General features: G+C 37.9%; 21 protein-coding genes and 1 other annotated feature (1 of these 22 cut by a window edge). Of the genes, 16 read left to right on the top strand and 5 right to left on the bottom strand.

Annotated features, from left to right (window positions below; translation table 11 throughout):
- Positions 1-188: a binding site (T-box leader), on the top strand (it extends 52 nt beyond the left edge of the window).
- Between the two features lie 102 nt (positions 189-290).
- Complete coding sequence (locus tag IGL37_RS11520) at positions 291-2,933, top strand: valine--tRNA ligase (RefSeq protein ID WP_002355112.1); 2,643 nt, start codon at positions 291-293, stop codon at positions 2,931-2,933.
- Between the two features lie 46 nt (positions 2,934-2,979).
- Here IGL37_RS11520 and IGL37_RS11515 read toward each other — a convergent pair whose 3' ends face one another.
- Together IGL37_RS11515 and IGL37_RS11510 are read right to left on the bottom strand one after the other, a co-directional pair.
- Complete coding sequence (locus IGL37_RS11515) at positions 2,980-3,579, bottom strand: TVP38/TMEM64 family protein (RefSeq protein WP_002355114.1); 600 nt, start codon at positions 3,577-3,579, stop codon at positions 2,980-2,982.
- Positions 3,572-6,136 carry a YfhO family protein gene (locus tag IGL37_RS11510; RefSeq protein WP_002396518.1) on the bottom strand — a complete coding sequence of 855 codons (2,565 nt, stop codon included), beginning with the start codon at positions 6,134-6,136 and terminating at the stop codon, positions 3,572-3,574. The genes IGL37_RS11515 and IGL37_RS11510 overlap by 8 nt, the downstream gene beginning before the upstream one ends.
- A gap of 248 nt (positions 6,137-6,384) precedes the next feature.
- On the opposite strand from IGL37_RS11510, the gene IGL37_RS11505 reads away from it, so the two are divergent.
- The 4 genes from IGL37_RS11505 (at position 6,385) to IGL37_RS11490 (ending at position 9,458) form a co-directional block, all read left to right on the top strand.
- Entirely contained in the window at positions 6,385-7,707 is a 1,323-nt protein-coding gene (locus tag IGL37_RS11505) for a bifunctional folylpolyglutamate synthase/dihydrofolate synthase (protein WP_002355117.1), read from the top strand.
- Positions 7,691-8,350, top strand: coding sequence for an HAD family hydrolase (locus tag IGL37_RS11500; protein WP_002385286.1), 660 nt, complete (start codon positions 7,691-7,693; stop codon positions 8,348-8,350). Before IGL37_RS11505 ends, IGL37_RS11500 begins: the two co-directional genes overlap by 17 nt.
- A gap of 55 nt (positions 8,351-8,405) precedes the next feature.
- A complete protein-coding gene (gene radC / locus IGL37_RS11495; protein ID WP_002365188.1) occupies positions 8,406-9,104 on the top strand; it encodes a RadC family protein in 699 nt (232 codons plus the stop codon).
- Between the two features lie 153 nt (positions 9,105-9,257).
- The gene (locus IGL37_RS11490; protein WP_002355121.1) at positions 9,258-9,458 is read left to right on the top strand and encodes a cold-shock protein; all 201 of its coding nucleotides are present in this window, start codon (positions 9,258-9,260) and stop codon (positions 9,456-9,458) included.
- 105 nt (positions 9,459-9,563) lie between these two features.
- Here IGL37_RS11490 and rnjA read toward each other — a convergent pair whose 3' ends face one another.
- The 3 genes from rnjA to IGL37_RS11475 form a co-directional block, all read right to left on the bottom strand.
- Positions 9,564-11,249 carry a ribonuclease J1 gene (rnjA, locus tag IGL37_RS11485; protein WP_002355122.1) on the bottom strand — a complete coding sequence of 562 codons (1,686 nt, stop codon included), beginning with the start codon at positions 11,247-11,249 and terminating at the stop codon, positions 9,564-9,566.
- 1 nt (position 11,250) lies between these two features.
- The gene (locus tag IGL37_RS11480) at positions 11,251-11,463 is read right to left on the bottom strand and encodes a DNA-directed RNA polymerase subunit epsilon (protein ID WP_002355123.1); all 213 of its coding nucleotides are present in this window, start codon (positions 11,461-11,463) and stop codon (positions 11,251-11,253) included.
- A 305-nt stretch (positions 11,464-11,768) separates the two neighbouring features.
- Positions 11,769-12,155 (bottom strand): YbaN family protein, encoded by a 387-nt coding sequence (locus IGL37_RS11475; RefSeq protein WP_002355126.1) that lies wholly within the window; start codon positions 12,153-12,155, stop codon positions 11,769-11,771.
- A gap of 228 nt (positions 12,156-12,383) precedes the next feature.
- Between IGL37_RS11475 and efrA the strand changes: the two genes are divergently transcribed.
- From efrA to IGL37_RS11420, 11 genes are all read left to right on the top strand, one after another.
- Positions 12,384-14,111, top strand: a complete 1,728-nt coding sequence (gene efrA, locus IGL37_RS11470; protein ID WP_002414139.1) for a multidrug efflux ABC transporter subunit EfrA — start codon at positions 12,384-12,386, stop codon at positions 14,109-14,111.
- Positions 14,108-15,877 carry a multidrug efflux ABC transporter subunit EfrB gene (gene efrB, locus IGL37_RS11465; protein ID WP_002365186.1) on the top strand — a complete coding sequence of 590 codons (1,770 nt, stop codon included), beginning with the start codon at positions 14,108-14,110 and terminating at the stop codon, positions 15,875-15,877. The genes efrA and efrB overlap by 4 nt, the downstream gene beginning before the upstream one ends.
- A 242-nt stretch (positions 15,878-16,119) precedes the next feature.
- Positions 16,120-16,611 carry a gamma carbonic anhydrase family protein gene (locus IGL37_RS11460; protein WP_002355129.1) on the top strand — a complete coding sequence of 164 codons (492 nt, stop codon included), beginning with the start codon at positions 16,120-16,122 and terminating at the stop codon, positions 16,609-16,611.
- Between the two features lie 13 nt (positions 16,612-16,624).
- Entirely contained in the window at positions 16,625-17,776 is a 1,152-nt protein-coding gene (gene wecB / locus IGL37_RS11455; protein ID WP_033917985.1) for a non-hydrolyzing UDP-N-acetylglucosamine 2-epimerase, read from the top strand.
- A gap of 74 nt (positions 17,777-17,850) precedes the next feature.
- Entirely contained in the window at positions 17,851-18,528 is a 678-nt protein-coding gene (locus tag IGL37_RS11450; RefSeq protein ID WP_033918022.1) for an HAD family hydrolase, read from the top strand.
- 207 nt (positions 18,529-18,735) lie between these two features.
- Entirely contained in the window at positions 18,736-20,121 is a 1,386-nt protein-coding gene (mltG, locus tag IGL37_RS11445; protein ID WP_002375722.1) for an endolytic transglycosylase MltG, read from the top strand.
- 260 nt (positions 20,122-20,381) lie between these two features.
- On the top strand, positions 20,382-20,861 hold the full coding sequence (greA, locus tag IGL37_RS11440) for a transcription elongation factor GreA (protein WP_002355133.1): 480 nt from the start codon (positions 20,382-20,384) through the stop codon (positions 20,859-20,861).
- 150 nt (positions 20,862-21,011) lie between these two features.
- Positions 21,012-21,743, top strand: a complete 732-nt coding sequence (gene liaF, locus IGL37_RS11435) for a cell wall-active antibiotics response protein LiaF (protein ID WP_002381168.1) — start codon at positions 21,012-21,014, stop codon at positions 21,741-21,743.
- Complete coding sequence (locus tag IGL37_RS11430; protein ID WP_002365182.1) at positions 21,740-22,843, top strand: sensor histidine kinase; 1,104 nt, start codon at positions 21,740-21,742, stop codon at positions 22,841-22,843. Before liaF ends, IGL37_RS11430 begins: the two co-directional genes overlap by 4 nt.
- A complete protein-coding gene (locus IGL37_RS11425) occupies positions 22,818-23,450 on the top strand; it encodes a response regulator (RefSeq protein ID WP_033917986.1) in 633 nt (210 codons plus the stop codon). The genes IGL37_RS11430 and IGL37_RS11425 overlap by 26 nt, the downstream gene beginning before the upstream one ends.
- Positions 23,451-23,553: 103 nt before the next feature.
- The gene (locus IGL37_RS11420; RefSeq protein WP_002355139.1) at positions 23,554-24,219 is read left to right on the top strand and encodes a potassium channel family protein; all 666 of its coding nucleotides are present in this window, start codon (positions 23,554-23,556) and stop codon (positions 24,217-24,219) included.
- The last annotated feature ends 46 nt before the right edge of the window (positions 24,220-24,265 follow it).

Here is a 24,265-nt window from a genome sequence, read left to right as displayed (position 1 = left end):
CGTTCAGGTGCAAGACTTTTACACAACCAGTGAGAAGGTAGCTTGTGAGTCAATGGTTTGAACACAGTACGTTAGTAGAACGATTCGTTTCGTGAACGTTATCTCACGAATGAGTGGCATTTGAATGAATTCAATTCAAATGCAATTTAGGTGGTACCGCGTAAATAAGATGAATCTACGCCCTAAAATACGAAAGTATTTTAGGGCGTATTTTAGTGTTTAGCCAAAAAAACTCATTTGTAAAATAATTACCGCTCCAAATCGCGTATTTTAAGAAAGAAGGGGAAAAAATGTCAGAAGAAAAAAACTTACCAACGAAATATCAACCGACAGAAATCGAAGCTGGTCGTTATCAAAAATGGCTAGATCAAGATTTATTTAAACCAAGTGGCGACAAAAAAGCGAAGCCCTATTCAATTGTTATTCCACCACCCAATGTAACAGGGAAACTACACTTAGGGCATGCTTGGGATACAACATTACAAGATATGATTATCCGCCAAAAAAGAATGCAAGGCTTTGATACGTTATGGCTGCCAGGAATGGACCATGCTGGAATTGCTACGCAAGCAAAAGTAGAAGAGAAACTAGCACAACAAGGAATTTCACGTTACGACTTAGGTCGTGAAAAATTTGTTGATCAAGTGTGGGAATGGAAAGAAGAATATGCTTCTCACATTCGTGAACAGTGGGCAAAAATGGGCCTTTCTTTAGATTACAGCCGTGAACGTTTTACTTTAGATGAAGGGCTATCTGAGGCCGTTCGTAAAGTGTTTGTCTCTCTTTACGAGAAAGATTTGATTTACCGTGGTGAATATATCATTAACTGGGATCCAAAAGCGAAAACAGCATTGTCTGATATTGAAGTAATCCATAAAGATATTGAAGGAGCTTTTTACCACATGAGCTACCCATTATCAGATGGTTCTGGCGTTGTTGAAATTGCGACAACGCGTCCTGAAACAATGTTGGGAGATACGGCGATTGCGGTCCATCCAGAAGATGAACGGTATCAGGAACTTATTGGTAAGACAGTTGTCTTGCCATTAGTAGATAAAGAAATTCCAATTATTGCAGATGACTATGTAGATATGGAATTTGGAACAGGGGTTGTAAAAATCACACCTGCCCATGATCCAAATGACTTTGAAGTCGGTAATCGTCATGACTTACCTCGAGTAAATGTTATGAACGAAGACGGCACGATGAATGAACTGGCTGGAAAATACGAAGGAATGGATCGTTTTGCTGCACGTAAAGCGATTGTCTCTGACTTGAAAGAATTAGGTCGCTTAATTAAGATCGAAACAATGAATCACAGCGTGGGCCATTCAGAACGAACAGGCGTTGTCGTGGAACCACGTTTATCGACCCAATGGTTTGTAAAAATGGGACCATTAGCTGAAAAAGCAATGAAAAATCAAGAAACAGAAGACGCTGTTGAATTTTATCCACCACGCTTCAATCAAACATTTTTACGTTGGATGGAAAATGTACATGACTGGGTTATTTCGCGACAATTATGGTGGGGCCACCAAATTCCTGCTTGGTATCACAAAGAAACGGGCGAGATGTATGTTGGGATGGAAGCGCCAGCCGACAGTGAAAATTGGGTTCAAGATAGTGACGTCTTAGATACATGGTTTAGTTCTGCTTTATGGCCATTTTCAACGATGGGTTGGCCAGATGAAGCAAGCGAAGATTATCAACGTTACTTCCCAACAAGCACATTAGTTACTGGCTATGACATCATCTTCTTCTGGGTAAGTCGTATGATTTTCCAAAGCTTAGAGTTTACAGGCGAACGTCCCTTCCAAAATGTCTTAATTCACGGCTTAATTCGTGATGAGCAAGGACGCAAAATGAGTAAATCATTGGGGAATGGGATTGATCCAATGGATGTCATCGAAAAATATGGCGCAGATGCGTTACGTTGGTTCTTATCAAATGGTTCAGCACCTGGTCAAGATGTTCGTTTTAGTTATGAAAAAATGGATGCTTCTTGGAACTTTATCAATAAGATCTGGAATGCAAGTCGCTTCGTTATCATGAATGTAGAAGGTATGACTGCTGCAGATATTGACTTTAGTGGTGAAAAGACTGTCGCTGATCGTTGGATTTTAACGCGCTTAAACGAAACAGTCGCCCGTGTGACAGAATTATTTGATCGCTTTGAATTCGGTGAAGCAGGTCGCCAATTATACAACTTCATCTGGGATGATTTCTGTGATTGGTATATTGAAATGAGTAAAGAAATTCTTTACGGAGACAATGAAGCAGCTAAACAAACAACACGGAGCATCTTGGTGTACACATTGGATCAAATCTTACGCTTATTGCATCCAATTATGCCGTTTGTAACAGAAGAAATTTGGGAAAAAATTCCGCATCAAGGTGAGTCATTGGTTGTGGCAGAGTACCCAGTTGTTCATGAAGAATTTAACGATGAAGCAGCAGCTCGAGGAATGGAAGTTCTGAAAGAAGTTATTCGTTCGGTTCGGAATATTCGAGCAGAAGTGAATACACCACTTTCTAAACCAATTACTTTGTTAATTAAAACAAACGATACAGAAGTAGAAGAATTTTTAACAGCTAATACTAGCTACTTGGAACGCTTCTGTAACCCAGAGGAATTAGTCATCAGTCGTGAAATAGAAGCGCCAGAATTAGCCATGTCCGCTGTATTAACAGGCGCAGAACTATTCCTACCATTAGCTGGGTTGATTAATATCGAGGAAGAAATTGCTCGCTTAGAAAAAGAATTAGACAAATGGACAAAAGAAGTCAAACGTGTGCAAGGCAAACTTTCAAATGAACGTTTTGTGTCAAATGCACCAGATGAGGTCGTGGAAGCAGAACGTGCAAAAGAAAAAGACTACCTTGAAAAACAAGAGGCTGTCAAAGAACGGATTGCCCAATTACGTTCAATCTAAAAAAGAAAAGACAACAAAACCAACGTTCGGTTTTGTTGTCTTTTTGTTATAATTTGCCAAATAATTGAAACAAATACAACATTAAGTAGCTGTAAGTAGCCACAGACCAGAATTTCAATAAAAGAACAATTTTCATGAATTCTTTTAAAGAAATATCTGTAATTCCCGCCACTAAACAAACAATATCATCTGGAGCGAAGGGGACTAACATAGTAAAGATTAAAAGCTTTTTGACATTGTGTTCATTTTTGTCTAAAATCTCTTCAAATTTTTTGTATTTATTGGGTGAAAGGATTATTTTTACAAAGCTACGTCCATAGTAACGAACCAGTAAAAAGCCAATAAACTCACCAATAATCAATCCAAGATAGCTATACAAAAGGCCTTGCAAATTGCCAAACATCAACATTCCTGCAACAGAAGAGATTCCTCCAGGTAGAATAGGGATAATCACTTGGACGATTTGTAAAAGAATGAAACACAGAACCGCATAGTTACCAAACTGTTTAATAAAAGCTTGCAAGGAAGCAACAGAATGAAAAATTCCTCTGGAATATCCCCATAAAATTAAGCCGAAGAAAAGCACCAGTCCAACTAGGGGTAACCACCGAATGAGTCCATTTAAAAATTTTTTCTGATTAGTCATGAGTGGCCTCCTGACGTTTTCGACGGTATTTTTTAAAGCCAAGATAACCAGCCGTTCCCAGTAAAATCGTTCCGCTGACGGCAGTGCCAAGATAAATCATTCTTGGATGATAGGCAAAGGTTAACTGCTGTTTGCCAGCAGGGACTTCAACAGCTAAAAAGCCACCTAGAATGCGTTGTGTTTTTAAGGGTTCTTTTTGTAGCGACGATTTGACTTGCCAATCTTGGTCATAAGGAATGGACGTATACAGTAACTGAGTGTCATTTCCAGGTACATTCAGTGCGCCATTTAAATGGCCTTTTTTAGTTGCATTCACGTGAAGAGCTTGTTGGCGTAATTTGTCAACCGCACGATTAAAGGCTGTTTGGTCTAAAGTTTGAAGTTGCCAATTGGTTAAATCAACCACTTGTTCAGCAGTTAGTGACAGGGTCACGGTAGTTCCTTTTTCAAAATGCCCTAAATTGAACAGTTGATTGGTTGCAATATAAATCGGCGTCGAGATAACTTGTTGGTTTACCTTCAATTGTGTAACTTTTTTCCATTTTAAATTCGGAATATAAAGATGCAAGTCACCAGTGCTATTCACTTTAAAGGTTGCTTCAATTGTTTCGTTGGTATGATGAGGTTCATTTATCAACGAAGCTGTTTTAAAGTAAGGTTTATCCGTCGGCACGAGCGTTTGCAGGAGTTCTTCTTGGGCATCTAAAGGATTATTTTTTGCTAATTTTAACTTGGTTAATGCGGTTGGCGCCAAAAAGCCCATACCGATCGCTTCATCATTTTCCATGATTTTCGTGGAACCAACTGTTTTTAGCAATTTTTCACTCGTAGGTTTTTCAATTGGTAAAAAGTCATATTTCACATTTAAAAGTAAATTGGTTAGTTGTGAATTATCCACATAGGCAATCCGGCGATCATTTTTTCGATATAAACCTAGCGCACTTAATGTGTCTTGGGTAGTGGCAGTTAAAGTCGAAGTATAGCTAGAAACGCCAGCATAGCCATAAAGTAAAGGATTATTGTAGCCGTTATTGATTTCACGGAACCCTGTTTCTTTGGAAGGAATGACTTGTTTCATGCGATAAAGTTCTGGTGCTGAGGCCATTTTTTCATCGATTAATTGGCTGTGTTTTCGGTAATCTTGGGCAAATGTTGCTTGGCTACCAAAGGGCATATGTTTAAAAGAAATCCAGAAATTCGTTGTTAATTCTGTGCTGACCAGTAAGAATAAAGCCACGACTACATAGTTTCTTAAGGCCTTTTTGTGTGCTAAACGCAAGCAAAAGAAAATCAACCAAATAAAAAGTAAACTTAGCCATAAATAATTGATCGAAATTAAGAGATTCTTTTGTGGACCATAATACAAAGATCCGTAGCCAATGACTAACAGCAGACTAAAAATAATAGGTGCGGTCCAAGGAATGGTCACTTTTTTAAGCCAAACTTCATAGGCAAAGACAATCAATAAAAAGCTAAAGATAAAGACATTTCGGTAAGGGAACCCAGCTGGGCTTTGAAACATGTGCCACACAGTGTTAAAGGCTTCTAACCAAAAGCTTAAAAAGAGAATGAATAAAAGAATTGCTGAAGCTATTCTTTCTTTTAACGCAATTTGTTTCGTTTGAAAATAGGCAACACAGAGGAGTGTCACAAATAATCCAGCAAAAACGGTTGGTAAATGGTCTAAACGCAACTCATAATTAATAGAACCTAAGCCTAATTGCGAGAAGAACGAAGTGTTGAACTTAGGCGTTAAAAAGAACGTCGAGACATCAAAATCTGCTTTTTTTGTATAGAGCATCCCTTCTGCTGCAGGTAATAATAAAAAGCTAGTTGCAGTTCCTGTTAAAAAAGAAACGAGGATGAATAACGGACTTTGTTTAAAAAATTGCCGAATAGCATGAGCTTGGGTATTCTTTTTAAAGAACCAATAGATACTGTACAAAACAGCAAAGAGACAAATCATATAACCCATGTAGTAATTCGTCACAATCGCTAAAAACAGGGTTATACTGTATAAGCCCCATTTACGTTGATCCCATAAACGTTGGAGTCCCAATAAGATAAGCGGGAATAGAATTAGTGCATCCAACCACATAAAGTTTTGGCTATAGACGGTGACAAAGCCACAGAAACTATAGGACGTTGAAAAAAGTAACGTGGTGCCATCAACTTTTTGATAGGTGTATTTTAAATAGCTAAACATCGTCGTGCCCATCAAGGCAAGTTTTAAGGTAATAATCCATAAAATTGCTATAGGTAATTGTTCATAAGGAAAAAAGAAAGCCAACACATTAAAAGGGCTCAGTAAGTAATAGGCTGCCAAAGGAACAATCGACTCACCAATCTCATTGGAAAAAGAGTAGAATGTAGTTATTCCCTCGTGAAAAGAGCGTTTTAAAAAACTCAAGAAAGGCATGTATTGTGTGCCTAAATCACTAACTAATAAGTTGTTGTCACCAAAAGGCGCAAGTTGTAATGTCATCCATACAAGCAATAGAAGTAAAAACGGCAAGAAAAAACTTCCTAACCATAAAAGCTTCGATTTGTTTTTCATCAAAATAAGTCCACCTTTATAAAAAAATCATGAATAAGCGTGTTGAACGCTCTAAAAATAGTTTTTAATTGGCTGGCTGGAATGAACCATCCAGAATGTTAGTTTACCATAAGTTCATTAATGTATCCGCTAATAACGCAAAATTATGAAAAATGCAAAAAGTTTTCAAGAAAAAGTTTCAATTGGTTATTAGTGAAAAAGTCACCTAACTTAGTTATAATGTAGAAGAAGACAAGGAGTTGGACAAGATGCAATTAACAATAGAAGAAGCCATTGAATGGATTCATAGCCGGTTACCCTTTGGTTCAAGACCTGGTTTGGATCGGATTAATGCGTTATTAGAAAAAATTGATCATCCAGAAAACAAAGTGCCAACGATTCATATCGCAGGAACCAATGGTAAAGGCTCAACCGTGACATATTTACGCTGTCTATTAGAAGAAATGGGCTTGAAAGTCGGAACCTTTACCTCTCCTTATATTGAATCATTTAATGAAAGAATTGCGATAAATGGTCAACCAATTTCAGACGAACAATTGATTACCTATGTGGAAAAGTATCAACCAATCATTAAAGAATTAGACCAGATCACTGAAGTGGCTGGAATTACAGAATTCGAAACATTGACAGGAATGGCCTTGGACTATTTCGTGAATGAACAAGTGGATATCGCCGTTGTTGAAGTTGGCTTAGGTGGATTACTTGATAGCACCAATGTCGTGAAGCCATTATTGACGGGAATTACGACAATTGGGAAGGATCACACAGAAATTTTAGGTGAAACAATTGCTGAAATTGCCTATCAAAAAGCGGGTATTATTAAAGAAAAAGTCCCAGTAGTAACAGGCAACATTTGTGCTGATGCGCTAGCAGTCATTGAAAAAGTCGCACAAGAAAAACAGAGTCCAATTTTTCGTTTTGGCAAAGAGTATCAAGTGGAATATCTACATCCTGATACACAATGGGGGGAAGTATTTAATTTCTATGGAGAAATGGGCAAACTGACAAAGATTAAAGTTCCCTTGTTGGGGCGTCACCAAGTAGAAAATGCGGCGGTAGCTATTCAATTATTTGACAAGTATTGCCAACTACAACATTTGCCGTTTAAAGAACGAGACATTACTCAAGGGTTGGCTAAAGCGCAATGGCCAGCTCGAATGGAACGTCTTAGTGATGAACCGTTGATTGTTTTAGATGGTGCCCACAATGATCATGCAGTAAAACGCTTAGTTGAAAACTTGCGCAAAGAGTTTCCACAACACACGATTCATATTTTATTTTCAGCTTTAGCAACTAAAGATGTGGATGAGATGATTCAGGACTTAAAGCAAGTACCGAATGCGCATCTTTACTTAACTAGCTTTGATTACCCTAAAGCTATTGCACTTACAGAAATGGAAAAATATGAAGACGATTTAACAGAAATTGTGTCTTTATGGCAATTTGGCTTAGGCGAAATTTTAGAAAAAATGTCGACAGATGATTTATTATTAGTAACAGGTTCATTATATTTTGTTTCTCAAGTAAGAGAATTACTTTTAACTATAGGAGGAAATGATGAAGAAATTTGATGGCGTAATTTTTGATATGGATGGGTTGCTTTTTGATACGGAGTTGATTTACTATACATCTACTCAAAAAGTAGCAGATGCAATGGGGTTACCATATAGTAAAGAAGTCTATTTAGACTATGTTGGGATTTCCGATGAAGAAGTACAAGAGAATTACCGACGTATTTATGCATCCTATGGTCACGACACAGTGGAAGAATTTATCCGCCGTTCTTATGATGATACCCTGCAAGAGTTTCGATCTGGTAACGTCCCTTTAAAACCAGGGGTGGTGGAATTCCTCGACTTTTTAGATGATCAAAAAATTCCTCGATTAGTTGCCTCAAGTAACGTCCGTCCAGCAATTGAAATGTTATTAAGCCATGCTGGAATTCAGGATCGTTTTGTAGGAATTGTTTCAGCAGAGGATGTTAAACGAGCAAAACCAGACCCAGAAATTTTTCAAAAAGCTCGTCAACTTTTAGGAACAGAAGCCCCGAAAACCTTGATTTTCGAAGACTCATTTCATGGGGTAAGTGCGGCTCATAGTGCGGGCATTCCAGTGATCATGGTACCTGATTTATTGCAACCAACTGAAGTTATCCAAGAGAAAACATTACATGTCTTGGAGAGTTTACATCAAGCGCCACATTATTTAAAATAATAAAAACAACACTCCTTTGCGTAGTTTATTAATGACTAGCAAAGGAGGTTTTTTTATGCAAGTATCGGATCTGTTTATTCGTGAGATGCCGAGTGATTGTTTACCACGAGAACGGCTCTTAGCGATAGGAGAAAAAGCATTATCGAATCAAGAGTTGTTGGCGATTCTGTTACGAACTGGCTCAAAAGAAGCAGACGTGATGACTGTTGCCGCAACGCTGTTAAAACAGTTTAAGCAACTTTCTTATTTGCAGCAAGCCACGTTGAACGAGTTAATGGCTATTAAAGGCATTGGCCAAGTGAAAGCCATTGAATTACGTGCGGCCATTGAATTAGGGTGTCGAATTTATCAAAGTAGTCAAATCAAATTTGGCAAAGTTACGTCCAGTCAACAAGTCGCTCAACGATTACTCCAAGAGATGAAGGGGCTGCAACAAGAACATTTAATTTGTATTTACTTGAATACCAAGAATGACATTATCCAACAGAAAACGATTTTCAAAGGTTCACTGAATCAAAGTATTGCTCATCCACGCGAAATTTTTCGGGAAGCGGTTAAATATTCTTCTGCTCGCATACTATTAGCTCATAATCATCCATCTGGCAATCCGACACCGTCTCCACAAGATATTCAATTTACCAAACGAATGGAAGAATGTGGCGAAATGATGGGGATTCAATTGTTGGATCATATTATTGTTGGTGATAGCGGATACATTAGTTTGAGAGAAGAGAATTTTTTTGCTTCAGAATGAGGACAATTCTTGCAAAAATATTTTATCACGTGTAAAATGAAAGGGTAATCTTGTTTGGAATTATGTAGACTTTTTAAATTTTTTTAAATATTCTATTGGAAGCGAGCAAAGTTACGACTATTTATGTGCAAATGCACGAGGAGGAACAAAAGAATGGAACAAGGAACAGTAAAATGGTTTAACGCAGAAAAAGGTTTTGGGTTTATCTCACGCGAAGACGGAAGCGACGTATTCGTACACTTCTCAGCTATCCAAGGTGATGGTTTCAAAACTTTAGAAGAAGGTCAAGCAGTGACTTTTGATGTTGAAGATTCAGACCGTGGCCCTCAAGCAGTTAACGTAGAAAAAAACTAATAAAAAATAATCCAAAAACACCTAACGCATGTTAGGTGTTTTTTTGTTAGAAAAAATAGAGAAGAAAAATGGACAAGCATTTTTCTTCTCTATTAAATGAGAGCTTTATTGATCACTAACTGTGGCAGTCATAATCATTGGCAGAATCATTGGATGACGTTCTGTTTGTTCAAACAAGAAAGGCTGTAAAGCGGTCGTCATGGCTTCGCCTAATTTTGCTTCGGTACAGTTTTTATCTTTCATTGCTTCACGTAGAGCATTGAATAAAAGACGTTGGCCTTCATGAATCATATCACCAGACTCACGCATGTAGACAAAACCACGGGAAAGAATGTCTGGACCAGCCATAATTTCTTTATTTTTAATATCAACCGTTGCTACCGCTAAAACTAAACCTTCTTCAGATAAGATACGACGATCCCGTAAAACAACATTCCCGATATCACCGACACCATTTCCATCAACGTACACGTCATTAGCGTTGAAGTGACCAGCAGGACGTGCGCTATCAGCCGTTAAAGCTAAGACATCGCCGTTGCCCATGATAAAGCAATTTTCTTCAGGAACCCCTGTATCTTGAGCGAGCGAAGCATGGATTTTTAACATTCTAAATTCACCATGAACAGGCATGAAATATTTAGGCTTCATCAAACGAAGCATTAATTTTTGCTCTTCTTGTCCACCGTGACCAGAAGTATGGATATTATTGATTTTTCCGTGGATAACTTCTGCACCGGCTTCAGATAATAAGTTGATTAAACGGTTAACGCTTGTCGTATTCCCAGGAATTGGTGAACTTGAGAAAACAACCGTATCGCCTGGTTGAATACTAATTTGGCGATGTGTACCGTTAGCAATCCGACTAAGCGCGGCCATAGGTTCTCCTTGAGAGCCAGTACATAAAATCATTGTTTCATTTGCTGGTAATTGATTCAGTTCCGCCGCATCGACAAACGTTCCTTTTGGCACTTTGATGTAGCCTAAGCGTTCGCCATTGACAATGGCATTTTCCATGCTACGACCAAAAACAGCAATTTTGCGACCGGTTTTCACGGCTGCATCAGCAGCTTGTTGTAAACGGAAAATGTTTGAAGCAAAACTGGCAAAGATAATCCGACCATCAATTTTTTCAAAGATTTTTAAAATAGAGGTCCCAATTGTTTTTTCGGATTTTGTAAAGGTGGGTATTTCAGCATTGGTACTGTCTGAAAGAAGACAAAGGACGCCTTCTTCACCTAATTTCGCCATTCTGTGTAAGTTGGCTGGCTCACCAACGGGTGTAAAGTCAAACTTAAAGTCACCTGTTGCGACAATGTTACCAGAAGGCGTTTTAACCACAACGCCCAAGGCATCAGGAATACTGTGAGTCGTCCGGAAAAAGCTAATCGCTGTTTTTCTAAAACGAATCACCGTATCTTCATTAATTTCGTGTAATTCCGCTTCTCGCAATAAACCATGTTCATCTAGTTTGTTGGTAATTAAAGCCAAGGCTAGTGGTCCCGCATAGATTGGGATATTCGCTTGACGTAAAAGATAAGGAACGCCACCAATATGGTCTTCATGACCGTGGGTAATAACGAGTGCTTTGACTTTATGCAAATTTTGAACGATGTAGCTATAATCTGGAATCACGTAGTCAATCCCAAGTAAATCATCTTCTGGGAATTTGATCCCAGCATCAATAATGATAATTTCATCTTGGAATTGTACCCCATATGTGTTTTTTCCAATTTCGCCTAAACCACCGATTGCAAAAACGCCAGTTTCGTTATTTTTTATGTTTACTTTCATGTTAAAACTCCGTTAGAGTGAAGTCCGCATGTTCTTGCTCGTAAGCAAGATGTTTTTCGTCTAATAATTGAACGTATTCAATATTGTATGGGGTATTTTCTTCAACTAATTGGCGCACGATTACATCGCTATCGGCTTCCATGTAAAGAGATTTTGTGTCTTCTCTTTTTGGGTTTCTGATTTTTGTTTCTTGATAGTATACTTTGTAAATCATCGATTCATTTCTCCTTCAGCTACTAATAGTAGCAATTTATAGTTTTTTTCATTTTAAGACAGAAAATTAAACACAACAAAACGAGGTGCTGATCACCTAAAAAAGAATGCTCATCAAAAACATCTGTTAATGATGAAATGAAGCCTCGACTTTGCTTCATTCTGGGTATTTGATTTTATGTGTTCTTTTTTCAACCGTCCCGTGTGTTGTGAATAACAACAATTAAGCTTATTTTATCATAGAATGATAAGGAAGTATAGAAACACTCACTGGACTTTTAAAAAAAACAAACTTCTTGTTTCACCTTATTCTTGATCAAGTTCGAGTGCCTTTTTTTTAGGACGCCAATACCAACTTAAGCCGATCACGTGGGCTAAATAAACAATCGCTAAAGTCGTAGTCATCAACGTATTTCGGACAATTAAACACGGAATGGCAAATAAAAGAAACATGGAAATAAATAGTTTCCATTTACCTTTACGAGTAATTTTTTTCTCAAAGAAGGCTTCTTGGATATATTTTTGATAATAAGAAGAAGCTAAAAATTTGTTATAAAGTTTATCTGAACTACGCATCCAAAAAAAGGCCGTTAATAAATAAAAACCAGTGGTGGGTAAAAGCGGCAAAAAGATTCCTAACGTGCCTAAAGCAAACGTACAGGAACCGAGAAAAATGAAGAATAATTTTTTCATTCAAAGGGTCCTTTCAGTTTTTCCCAATTATGGCACAATCAAAAGGAAGTAGCAATTTTAATCGTATAAGTAAATCATTAAAATTATCTATTTTTTAGAAAATCTAAAAGAGAAAGGATAGAAAGAGAAAGGCTGTTTTTTCTAGCCAGACAGCTTGTATTACCGATTTCTTTTTGATACAGTGGGAGTACTAGAAAATTTAAAGTAAGATAAGAAGGAGATGATTAATTGAAGTTAATGTGGCGTTACACAATGCGTTATAAGAAATTACTTTTCGCTGATTTTATTTGTGTGTTTGGTTTTATTTTGATTGAATTAGGCTTGCCGACCATTTTAGCACGAATGATTGACAAAGGAATTATTCCTAGAGATATGGACTATATTTATCAGCAAGGGATTTGGATGGTTGTAATTACGATTATTGGCGTTGCAATGAATATTTTGCTAGGGTACTTTGGTGCCAGAATTACAACAAACATTGTTCGTGATATTCGTGATGATTTATTTGAAAAGATTCAAACTTTCTCACATAGTGAATATGAAAGTATTGGGGTTTCTTCCTTAATTACGCGAACTACCAATGATGCATACCAAATTATGCTCTTCATGGGAAATATTTTACGTCTTGGCTTTATGACGCCAGTGATGTTTATTGCCAGTCTTTACATGGTGATGCGAACGAGTCCGTCGTTAGGAATGTACGTTTTAGGTGCCTTGCCTTTTCTGCTGCTAGCAGTTGTCGGGATTGCTCGTTTGTCAGAACCGTTATCTAAAAAGCAACAAAAGAACTTAGATGGAATCAATGGGATTTTAAGAGAAAATCTTTCTGGATTGCGGGTAATACGCGCATTTGTTAATGAAAAATTTGAAGAATCTCGTTTTAATAAAGTCAATGAAACTTACACTAAAAGTTCAAAAAGTCTGTTTCGTTTAATGGCAGCAGCCCAACCAGGGTTCTTTTTCTTATTTAATATTGTGATGGTCTTAATCATTTGGAGCGGGACTGTTCAAATCAGCCATGGGGATTTAGAAGTTGGGAATTTAATTGCTTTTATTGAATATATTTTTCATGCGCTGTTCTCGTTTATGTTATTTGCCAGTGTCTTTATGATGTATCCGCGGGCTGCGGTTTCGGCTTCACGGATTCAAGAAGCCTTAGACATGGAACCAGCTATTCGTGAAGAAGAAGGCGTAACAGAAACAGCTACTAAAGGCTATCTAGAGTTTAAAAATGTAACCTTTGCCTATCCTGGACATGCGGAAAGCCCAGTTATTCGCAATGTAAGTTTTAAGGCGTCACCTGGTGAAACAGTGGCCTTTATTGGGAGCACAGGTAGTGGGAAATCAACATTAATTCAATTGATTCCACGGTTTTATGATGTATCAGAAGGTGAAATTTTAATCGATGGAGTGAACGTAAAAGAGTACAAACTTAGTGCATTACGCAATAAGATTGGCTATATTCCACAAAAAGCGTTACTTTTTACTGGTACAATTGCTGATAACCTTCGCTACGGTAAGGAAGATGCGACATTAGAAGAAATGGAACGAGCAATTGACATTGCTCAAGCAACAGAATTTGTTTCACAAAAACCGCAAGGCTATGATGAACCTCTTTCAGAAGGTGGCACGAACTTTTCTGGTGGTCAAAAACAACGTTTAGCTATCGCACGGGCGATTATTCGCAATCCGGAAATTTATATATTTGATGATAGTTTTTCTGCGTTAGATTATCAAACAGATGCAAATTTACGAGCGCGTCTGAAAAAAGAAACAACAGAATCTACTGTTTTAATTGTGGCACAACGTGTTGGAACAATTATGCATGCGGACCGCATTGTTGTTTTAAACGAAGGCGACGTGGTCGGAATTGGCACACATCGTGAATTACTTGAGACTTGTCCAATTTACTATGATATTGCGGCTTCTCAATTGTCAGAGGAGGAATTAGCATGAAACACGCCTTTTCTTCTATGAAACGAATCGGTCGCTATATTAAACCGTACCGAGTGACGTTTTATTTAGTTATTTTATTTACAATATTAACCGTTGCCTTTAATGCAGCGTTGCCTTATTTGACTGGATTACCAACGACAGAAATTAGCCGTAATATTGCAGCTGGCGAATCCATTAATTTTGATTATGTAATCCAATGTTTAATTTGGATTTTAGTTGTGGGAACAGGTTATTGTGTGGCACAATTTTTGTCAGGCTTTTTAATGACGAATGTCGTTCAACAATCCATGCGCGATTTACGTCGCGATATTGAAGAAAAAATCAATCGTTTGCCAGTTTCTTATTTTGATAAGAACCAACAAGGAAATATTTTGTCACGGGTGACGAACGATGTGGATGCTGTCAGCAATGCGATGCAACAAAGTTTTATCAATATTGTTTCAGCAGTCTTAGGGATTGTGATGGCGGTAGTGATGATGTTCTTAATCAATCCGCTGATGGCGATTTTTTCAGTGATTATGATTCCGTTGTCTCTGATTATTTCCAGAACAATTGTTAAAATCTCCCAGAAATATTTCCAAGGAATGCAAAATTCTTTAGGAGACTTAAATGGTTATGTCCAAGAAAATATGACTGGGTTCAGTGTTTTAAAACTATATGGTCGGGAAAAAGAAACTCTTGAAGGCTTTAAACAAGTCAATCATCGTTTAAATGGTTTTGGTTTCAAAGCATCCTTTATCTCAGGATTAATGTTGCCATTGGTTCAAATGACCGCTTATGGGACCTATATCGGGGTAGCTGTCCTTGGTAGTTACTATGTGGTTGCTGGTGTGATCGTAGTGGGGCAGTTACAAGCGTTTATTCAATATATTTGGCAAATTAGCCAACCAATGGGGAATATTACGCAGTTGTCTGCAGCTTTACAAAGCGCTTCAGCTTCGACCATGCGGATTTTTGAAATCCTAGATGAACCAGAAGAAGAACTTAACGAACAAGATGTTCCTTTACCAGAACCTATTTTAGGCTCTGTTGAATTTGAAAATGTCAGCTTTAGTTATGACCCAGAAAAACCGTTAATTCGTAATTTGAACTTTAAAGTTGATGCGGGCCAAATGGTTGCGATTGTGGGACCAACTGGCGCTGGGAAAACAACCTTAATCAATTTGCTAATGCGTTTTTATGATGTAACAGAAGGTGCCATTAAAATTGATGGCATTGACACGAAAAAAATGAACCGTAGTGATGTCCGATCTGTATTTGGAATGGTATTGCAAGATGCTTGGTTGTATAAAGGTACCATTGCAGATAACATTCGTTTTGGGAAGTTAGATGCCACGGATTATGAAGTTGTCGATGCAGCGAAAACGGCCAATGTGGATCACTTCATTCGGACAATGCCAGACGGGTATGAAATGGAAATCAATTCTGAGGGAGATAACGTTTCCCTTGGTCAAAAACAATTGTTGACCATTGCCCGAGCGGTAATTTCTGATCCGAAAATTTTGATTTTAGATGAGGCGACTAGTTCAGTCGATACACGCTTGGAAGCCTTAATTCAAAAAGCAATGGATCGTGTTATGGAAGGACGAACGAGTTTCGTTATTGCCCACCGCCTATCAACTATTCGTGAAGCTGATTTAATTCTTGTTATGAAACAAGGAGAAATCATTGAAAAAGGTACGCATCATGAGTTGCTGGAACAAGGTGGCTTCTATGAAAAACTATACAATAGTCAATTTGCTGAAGAAGGCGACTATGAGGAATAAAAAGAGGTCGGGACAGAAGCGTTTAACTCCGAGAAATAAGAAGGAATTTCCGAAAATTGTTCTGTAATTTTTGGAGAATTCCGGCTTATTTCCGAAGGAGTTGCTTTTGTTCCCGCCGTTTATCAGTTTTTGAGCGTGGAGCAAAAATCCAAAGTGATTTTTGTCCCACGCTCTTTTCTTGTCTTTTTTACTATGAAAGTGAGGAATTCTTGTCTATACTTAATGAAAAGAGGTGACAGAGTTTGAAAAAAGAATATTTTATTGCTGCTAGTGCAGATGTCTATGGAAACGTACAACTAGCGAAGGATAGTAATATTTGGTTTCAGTCGGTCTTAAGAGGTGACAGTAACACAATTACCATTGGTGAAGGTAGTAATATTCAAGATGGCACGATTATTCATGTTGATGAAGATGCCCCGACAATTGTAGGCAAGTATGTAACAGTGGGTCATCAATGCATGTTACACGGGTGTAAAATCGGTGATGGTGCTTTGATTGGCATGGGTTCAACCATTCTAAATAACGCTATTATTGGAGAAAACAGCCTGATTGGTGCGGGCTCTTTAGTGACAGAAGGCAAAATTATCCCGCCAAATGTTTTAGCATTTGGTCGACCCGCGAAGGTTATCCGTCCGTTAACGGCAGCAGAAATAGCCAGTAATCATACGAACGCCTTACATTATATTCAACGAGCAGAAGAATTTCGCCAACAAAAATACCCGAAACTAACATAGAATTAGGAGGAAAATGATGAAGAAAATTAAAGTAATGACGGTTTTTGGAACACGGCCAGAAGCGATCAAAATGGCGCCCTTAATCAAAGTTTTAGAAGAGCAAAGTCAAGGATTTGACTCTGTAGTAGTCGTAACAGCGCAACATCGCCAAATGTTGGATCAAGTGTTAGAAGATTTTCAAATTACACCGAATCATGATTTAAATATCATGAAAGATGGGCAAACCTTAACAGATATTACAAGTCGTGTTTTGAATTTATTAACTGAGGTTCTTGTGACAGAACAGCCGGATATTGTCTTGGTTCATGGCGATACAACCACGTCATTTGCGGCTGCATTGGCTGCTTTTTATCAACAGATTCCGGTGGGACATGTGGAAGCAGGATTACGGACCTGGCAAAAATATTCTCCGTTTCCGGAAGAAATGAATCGTCAACTGGTAGATGTGTTAACGGATATTTATTTTGCCCCAACCACTCAAAGTAAGGACAATTTAATCAAAGAAAATCATCCAGAAGAACATATTTATGTAACTGGCAATACAGCGATTGACGCGATGGCGTACACTGTTGATGCCCACTATCAAAATGATTTATTGGAAAAAATCCCTACAGACCAACGCATCGTGCTAATTACAATGCATCGTCGTGAAAATTTAGGCCTGCCAATGGCAAATGTGTTTAAAGCTGTTCGTCGACTTGTAATGGAACATCCAGAAATTGAAGTCATTTTCCCTATGCACAAAAATCCCAAAGTCCGTGAAATAGTAGCGGAACACTTAGGTGAATTAGCTCGTGTGCATTTAATTGAACCATTGGATGTCAAAGATTTTCAAAATTTTGCAGCGAAAAGTTCTTTAATTTTAACTGATTCTGGCGGTGTGCAAGAAGAAGCTCCTTCCTTAGGTGTGCCAGTTTTAGTTTTACGAGATACAACGGAACGTCCAGAAGGCGTAGCGGCAGGAACATTGAAATTGGTTGGTACAGACGAACAAGTAGTCTATCAAGAGGCGAAAACATTATTGACTGATTCTGATGCTTACCACGCGATGGCGCATGCACAAAATCCGTATGGGGATGGTCAAGCTAGCCGCCGAATCGTTGAAGCCATTGCCTATGAAATGCAGCAATCAGATAAAAAACCAGATTCGTTTACAGCAAAATAAATAAAAAGGCAGAGAAGCGCTGAAAAATGTGCTTCTTTTGCGTATCTTATTTTGAAGAATCAATTAGACAAAAAATGCTAGAAAGTAGTGAAGTGAAGATGTATCAAACGATTTTATTTGATTTAGATGGCACAATTACGGATTCTGGTAGCGGCATTATGCGTTCTATTTTATATGCAACAGAACAATTAGGCTGGCCAGCTCCTAGCGAGGAGACGTTACGTTCTTTCATAGGGCCGCCTTTATATGAGTCGTTTTTACACATGGCGCCTTCATCTGAAGCAGCGCAACAAGCCGTGAATCATTATCGAGCGTATTATCAGAGAAAAGGTATGTTTGAAAACCATGTGTATCCAGGGATTCCAGAAGTGTTAACAAGGTTAAAGGAAGCGGGAGCAAAGTTATACATTGCGACTTCCAAGCCAGAAGAATTTGCTAAAAAGATTATTACTCATTTTGATTTAGATCGTTATTTTACAGGCATCTATGGAGCGAGTATGGACGGTCATCGTTCTAAAAAAGCAGATGTGATTCAGTATGCATTAACGGAAGCTCAACTAGACCCAACCAAAGAAGCAATTATCATGGTTGGTGATCGTAATCATGACATTCTTGGTGCTCAACAAAATGGCTTAGATAGTATAGGTGTCTTGTATGGATTTGGTGAAGAAACAGAGTTACAAGAGGCGGGAGCGACATTCCTAGTACAATCGCCTAAAGACTTAGGTGCTATTTTGCTACGAAATTCTTAATAGAAAATGGATTTTCGATAAATTTAGGAGGATTTTAAGATTTATTATCGTTTCAATAGAAAAGCGCCATCATAGGCTTTAAACGTTGTCAATGATGAATTTTTTATCGGGGAATGACGGTCTTTTTATTAAAAACATTTAATTTTAAAGAGGTTTCATGTATAATAGTTTCAGTCATAAACGATAGAATAGTAAGGAGGGTTAGTTTTGGCTAATGATAACCAAAATAACCAAGATCCCAAATCTTCGCTTAGAGATCAAGTAACTGGGTCTTTAAAAGGTAGAAATGATGGCGATCAACCTGATTCCTCTGAAAAAAATGATAGGTCTCCCCAACCTTCATCTGATGAATCACAAGAAACAGCGAGCCGCACAACACAAACACGTGCAGGTTCTAGAGCTGCTCGAAGACGTGGGAAAGACAAGACAACACAGACAGTCGAAGAGCCAACCCCGATTGAAACAGACGAAAAGCCAACAAATACAAAAAAACAAACACGTAAAAAAGAAGATCGTTTAGTCGGTCGTATCGTGTTAATTGTAGTTTCTGTATTGGTTTTAATGATGGCAATCTTTGGGTTTACTTTTTATAAATATGTAGACGCTGGGCTACAGCCACTAGACAAGAACAATAAGAAGCTTGTTCAAGTGCATATCCCAGAAGGATCTTCTAATAAGCAAATTGCTGCGGTTTTAGAAGAAAGCAACGTCATTAAAAGCGGAATGGTTTTTAACTACTACGTAAAATTTAAAAACTTAACAGATTTTCAAGCGGGCTATTATCAAATGTCTCCAAGCATGACACTCGATGAAATTGGTGAAATGCTAAAAGAAGGAGGCACGCCAGAACCAACTAAAATTGCAGATGGCAAAGTAACGATTCCTGAAGGCTACGATATAGATAAAATTGGCGAAGCTATTGAAAAAAATACAGATTTCAAGAAAGCAGATTTCATTGCATTAATGAAAAACGAAGACTTCTTCAATCAAATGAAGGCTAAGTATCCTGATTTACTTGAAAGTGCTGCAACCGCAGAAGGGGTTCGTTATCGCTTAGAAGGCTATTTGTTCCCGGCAACTTATGATTACTACAAAAAAGCAACACTTCCTGAATTTGTCGAACAAATGATTGCTAAAATGAACACAGTAATGGAACAATATACGCCGACAATTCATGCAAAGAATTTAACCAATCAGCAAGTCTTAACGTTAGCTTCATTGGTTGAAAAAGAAGGAGTCAAAGAAGCAGACCGCAAACAAATTGCGCAAGTATTCTTTAACCGCTTGGCTGCCGATATGCCGATCCAATCAGATATTTCTATTTTGTATGCTCTAGGAGAACACAAAGAAACTGTAACGTATGCTGACTTGGAAGTGGACTCGTCTTATAACTTGTATAAAAATACTGGTTATGGACCAGGACCATTAGATAGCCCAAGTGAGGAGTCAATTAAAGCAGTCTTGAATCCGACACCAAGTGACTATTTATACTTTGTAGCAGATATTTCTACAGGAAAAGTCTACTTCTCAAAAACATATGAAGAACATCAAGTATTAGTAGATCAGTATGTCAATAATTCAAGTAGTGAATAAAATGAAAACATAAAAGAGCTTGGTGAATCAATTTTGTATGATTCACCAAGCTTTTAGATACTCAAAAAGTAATCTGTTTAACAGAGGGAAAGAGTAGCAACTAGAAATTTATATAAATAAAATTTAGCAAAATCACAAAAATTCAATAATTATATTTACAATTTAGAAAAAGCGTGGTACTCTTTTGTGGATTGAAAGCGGAATTTTTTTCAATAACCAACCAAGAACTACGTATCGTTAAGCGAAAAAGGAGAATTAACATGGTAGAAAAAGTATATCCAATGACTCTTGAAGGAAAAGAAAAATTAGAACAAGAGCTAGAAGAATTAAAAACAATTAAACGTAAAGAAATCGTAGAGCGTATTAAAATCGCTCGTAGCTTTGGGGATCTTTCAGAGAACTCAGAGTATGAATCAGCTAAAGATGAACAAGCTTTCGTTGAAGGACGTATTACAACGTTAGAAAATATGATTCGTTTTGCAGAAATCATCGATAATGATGGCGTGGACCAAGACGAAGTTTCCATCGGTAAAACAGTTACTTTCCAAGAATTGCCTGATGGAGAAGAAGAGGAATACACAATCGTAGGAAGTGCCGAAGCCGATCCATTTTCTGGTAAAATTTCTAACGATTCACCGATTGCGCAAGCCTTAATTGGTAAACAATTAGGCGACCAAGTGATTATTGCAACACCTGGTGGCGACATGACAGTTAAAATTACAAAAGTTGAAGCAAACTAAATAATTGAGTAGGGCAGGCAGCTTCCAAGGCCTGTCCTTTCGCAATCTAAGACATTTAGGGCTAAAGTCCTATGGTAACCTGAGGCGCAAACCACTATGATTAAATAAAATAAACGAGTAAAATAAATGACAGAGGGAGGAGGCAAATCTATGAATAACCCTTGGCGCTTTTTTATCGTCGCAGAAGCATTACTTTTTATTCTGGCGTTATGGCAAATTGTACATAATCCTGGATTAGCTGTTTTATTAACAATTGGCGTTTTACTTGTGGCCTACGTTTCCAGGAAAGCATCTAAAACACATTTTAACAACTTTCAATTCGTCCTCGGCGTTGTTTTTATTGTCATTGGTGCAATGAACAGCACGGCTGTTTGGTTTATGTTGATTTTTGGCGTACTCTTTATCGGCTTAAAAGGCTTTGAGATCTCAGGCGTGGATATAGCTGAGCGAGCACCTTGGCGTAAAAAACAAATGATTATGGTGGAGACGGCGGCAAAAGAACCTAAAAATGGCAAACGATTTAAACGCCGCTGGTTTGCCAACGAACGCATTGGTAACAATATCTATGAATGGGACGATATCAATATTGATTTAATCTCTGGGGACACCATTATTGATTTAGGTAATACGCTACTACCGAAAGAAGACAATATTATTATTATTCGTAAAGGTTTTGGCCGCACGCGAATTCTAGTGCCGTTAGGTGTAGCTATTTTGTTAGAACATTCAACTTTTTACGGAACGGTACGTTTTGAAGAAGAAAAATATCAATTGAAAAACGAATCATTAAAAATTTACAGCAATGATTATGATACCAATCTTCGTCGTTTGAAAATTATGACGAACACTTTAGTAGGAGATGTTGAGGTGATCCGTGTATGACCGATCGGATTTCAAGACGCATGATTTCATTATATGCGTCCCTTAGCACCTTTATTGTTATCTTAATTACATTGTTTTCATATTTTCATTCGATTAAACAAAACCGGTGGCTATTAGAGCTTCTTCAGAGAAAAGTCTTTTATCTACCACTAATTGTGCACATTGTTCTCATATCCTTACTAATAGGCTTATTGACCTTTTTACTGATTTCATTGGTTCAAAAAGGGCAATATGGACGGATTGAAGAAAAACTTCGGTTATTGGCCAACGGTAATTATGAAAGTCCAGTCTTAAACAAACCAACGACCAGTGAAAATCAAGACCATTATCTAACCGAAGTCGAACAAGATATTTGGTCGATTAAAAATAAATTATTAGAGATGTCTAAAGAATTGCAATTATTAAACAGTCGACCGCAATTAATGGATGGGCAAACAAAAGAAGAAATTTTAGAGAACGAGCGGCATCGTTTGGCGCGGGAGTTGCATGATTCAGTCAGTCAACAACTTTTTGCAGCCATGATGATGTTGTCTGCCTTAAATGAACAAGCACAACGAACAGAAACCCCGGAACCATATCGTAAACAACTAGCCATGGTGGCAGAAATCATTAATGCCTCCCAATCGGAAATGCGCGCGCTACTATTGCACTTGCGTCCTATCAGTCTAGAAGGAAAAAGTTTGCGTAAAGGTATTGAACAATTACTGAAAGAACTACAAACAAAAATTAAAATTGAATTGATTTGGGATGTTGAAGATGTTCATTTAAATAGCAGCATTGAGGATCATCTTTTCCGAATTGTGCAGGAGTTACTTTCAAATACCTTAAGACATGCCAAAGCAAAGGAATTAGAGGTATACTTACACCAAGTCGATAAAAACGTGTTATTGCGTATTGTTGATGATGGTGTCGGCTTTGATATGAAGGAACAAAGTAATAAAGCCGGTAGTTATGGCTTAAATAATATTCGAGAACGTGTTGTCGGCATGGGCGGTACAGTTAAAATTATTAGTTTTAAAGGGCAGGGAACCAGCGTTGAAATTAAAGTTCCTGTCATAAAGGAGGAAACTGCAAGTGATCAAAGTAATGTTAGTGGATGACCATGAAATGGTCCGTTTAGGCGTTTCATCATATTTATCTATTCAAGAGGATATAGAAGTCGTAGGCGAAGCAGAAAATGGTAAGATTGGCTATGAAAAAGCATTGGAACTACGTCCAGATGTTATTTTGATGGATTTGCTAATGGAAGAAATGGACGGCATTGATTCAACAAAAGCGATCTTGAAAGATTGGCCAGAAGCCAAGATTATTATTGTGACGAGTTTTATTGATGATGAAAAAGTGTATCCGGCGATTGAAGCTGGTGCAGCGGGCTACCTATTAAAAACATCAACAGCACATGAGATTGCTGATGCAATTCGGGCGACTTATCGCGGAGAGCGTGTGTTGGAACCTGAAGTGACGCATAAGATGATGGAACGGTTAACAAAAAAACAAGAGCCGGTGTTGCACGAAGATTTGACAAACCGGGAACACGAAATTTTAATGTTGATTGCACAAGGTAAAAGTAATCAGGAAATAGCTGATGAACTCTTTATCACTTTGAAAACAGTTAAAACACATGTTTCAAACATTTTAGCAAAACTAGATGTGGATGATCGGACCCAAGCGGCGATTTATGCTTTTCAACATGGTTTAGCCAAATAAATATCAGATAAATCCATAAATAAATTCTAGGAAATCCTTCTAGGAATTTATTTATGGATTTGTTATACTAATTTTAACGAACAGACAGGAGCGGTCAGAAGAAATGAAACAAAATTTTGCAATTATTGGTTTAGGACGTTTTGGCGGCAGCATATGCCAAACTTTGGTGGAAGCTGGTCAAGAAGTTTTGGCCATTGACAGCAGTGAAGACCGTGTCAATGAATATATGAATATTGCAACGCATGCAGTGGTGGCTAACGCCCAAGATGAAATGACGTTGCGTTCTTTAGGGATTCGGAATTTTGATCACGTAGTGGTGGCAATTGGTGAAGATATTCAAGCGAGTATTTTAGTAACATTAATGGTTAAAGAGATGGGGGTTCCCAATGTCTTAGCCAAAGCAGTCAATGAATATCATGCCCGTGTCTTAGATAAAATTGGGGCAGACATGGTCGTTCACCCAGAGCGGGATATGGGCATTCGAATTGCTCACAAACTTGTTTCACGCAATATTTTAGATTATATTGAATTATCTAGCGAATTTTCATTAGCTGAGGTTCGGGTCACCAATCCTAAATTTTACAATAAAACCTTAGCAGAATTAAATTTCCGTCAACGATTTGGTTTAACTGTGGTAGCGATTCGCCGCTCGAAAACAGAAGTAATTGCTTCGCCAGATGCTTCTGAAATTGTTCGAGAAAACGATAATTTATTAGTTATCGGTGATACCGCAGATGTTGATTTATTAGATGAAAAAATGAATGGCTAAGCACTTTATTCTCTAAAAGCACTACGCTGTGCTACAATAAATGGCG

It is taken from the genome of Enterococcus sp. AZ119, from assembly GCF_050546175.1.
In the GTDB taxonomy this organism is placed as follows: Bacteria; Bacillota; Bacilli; order Lactobacillales; family Enterococcaceae; genus Enterococcus; species Enterococcus faecalis.
Note: the sequence above shows the minus strand (reverse complement) of the source record. Positions and strands in the feature narration are given on the sequence as shown.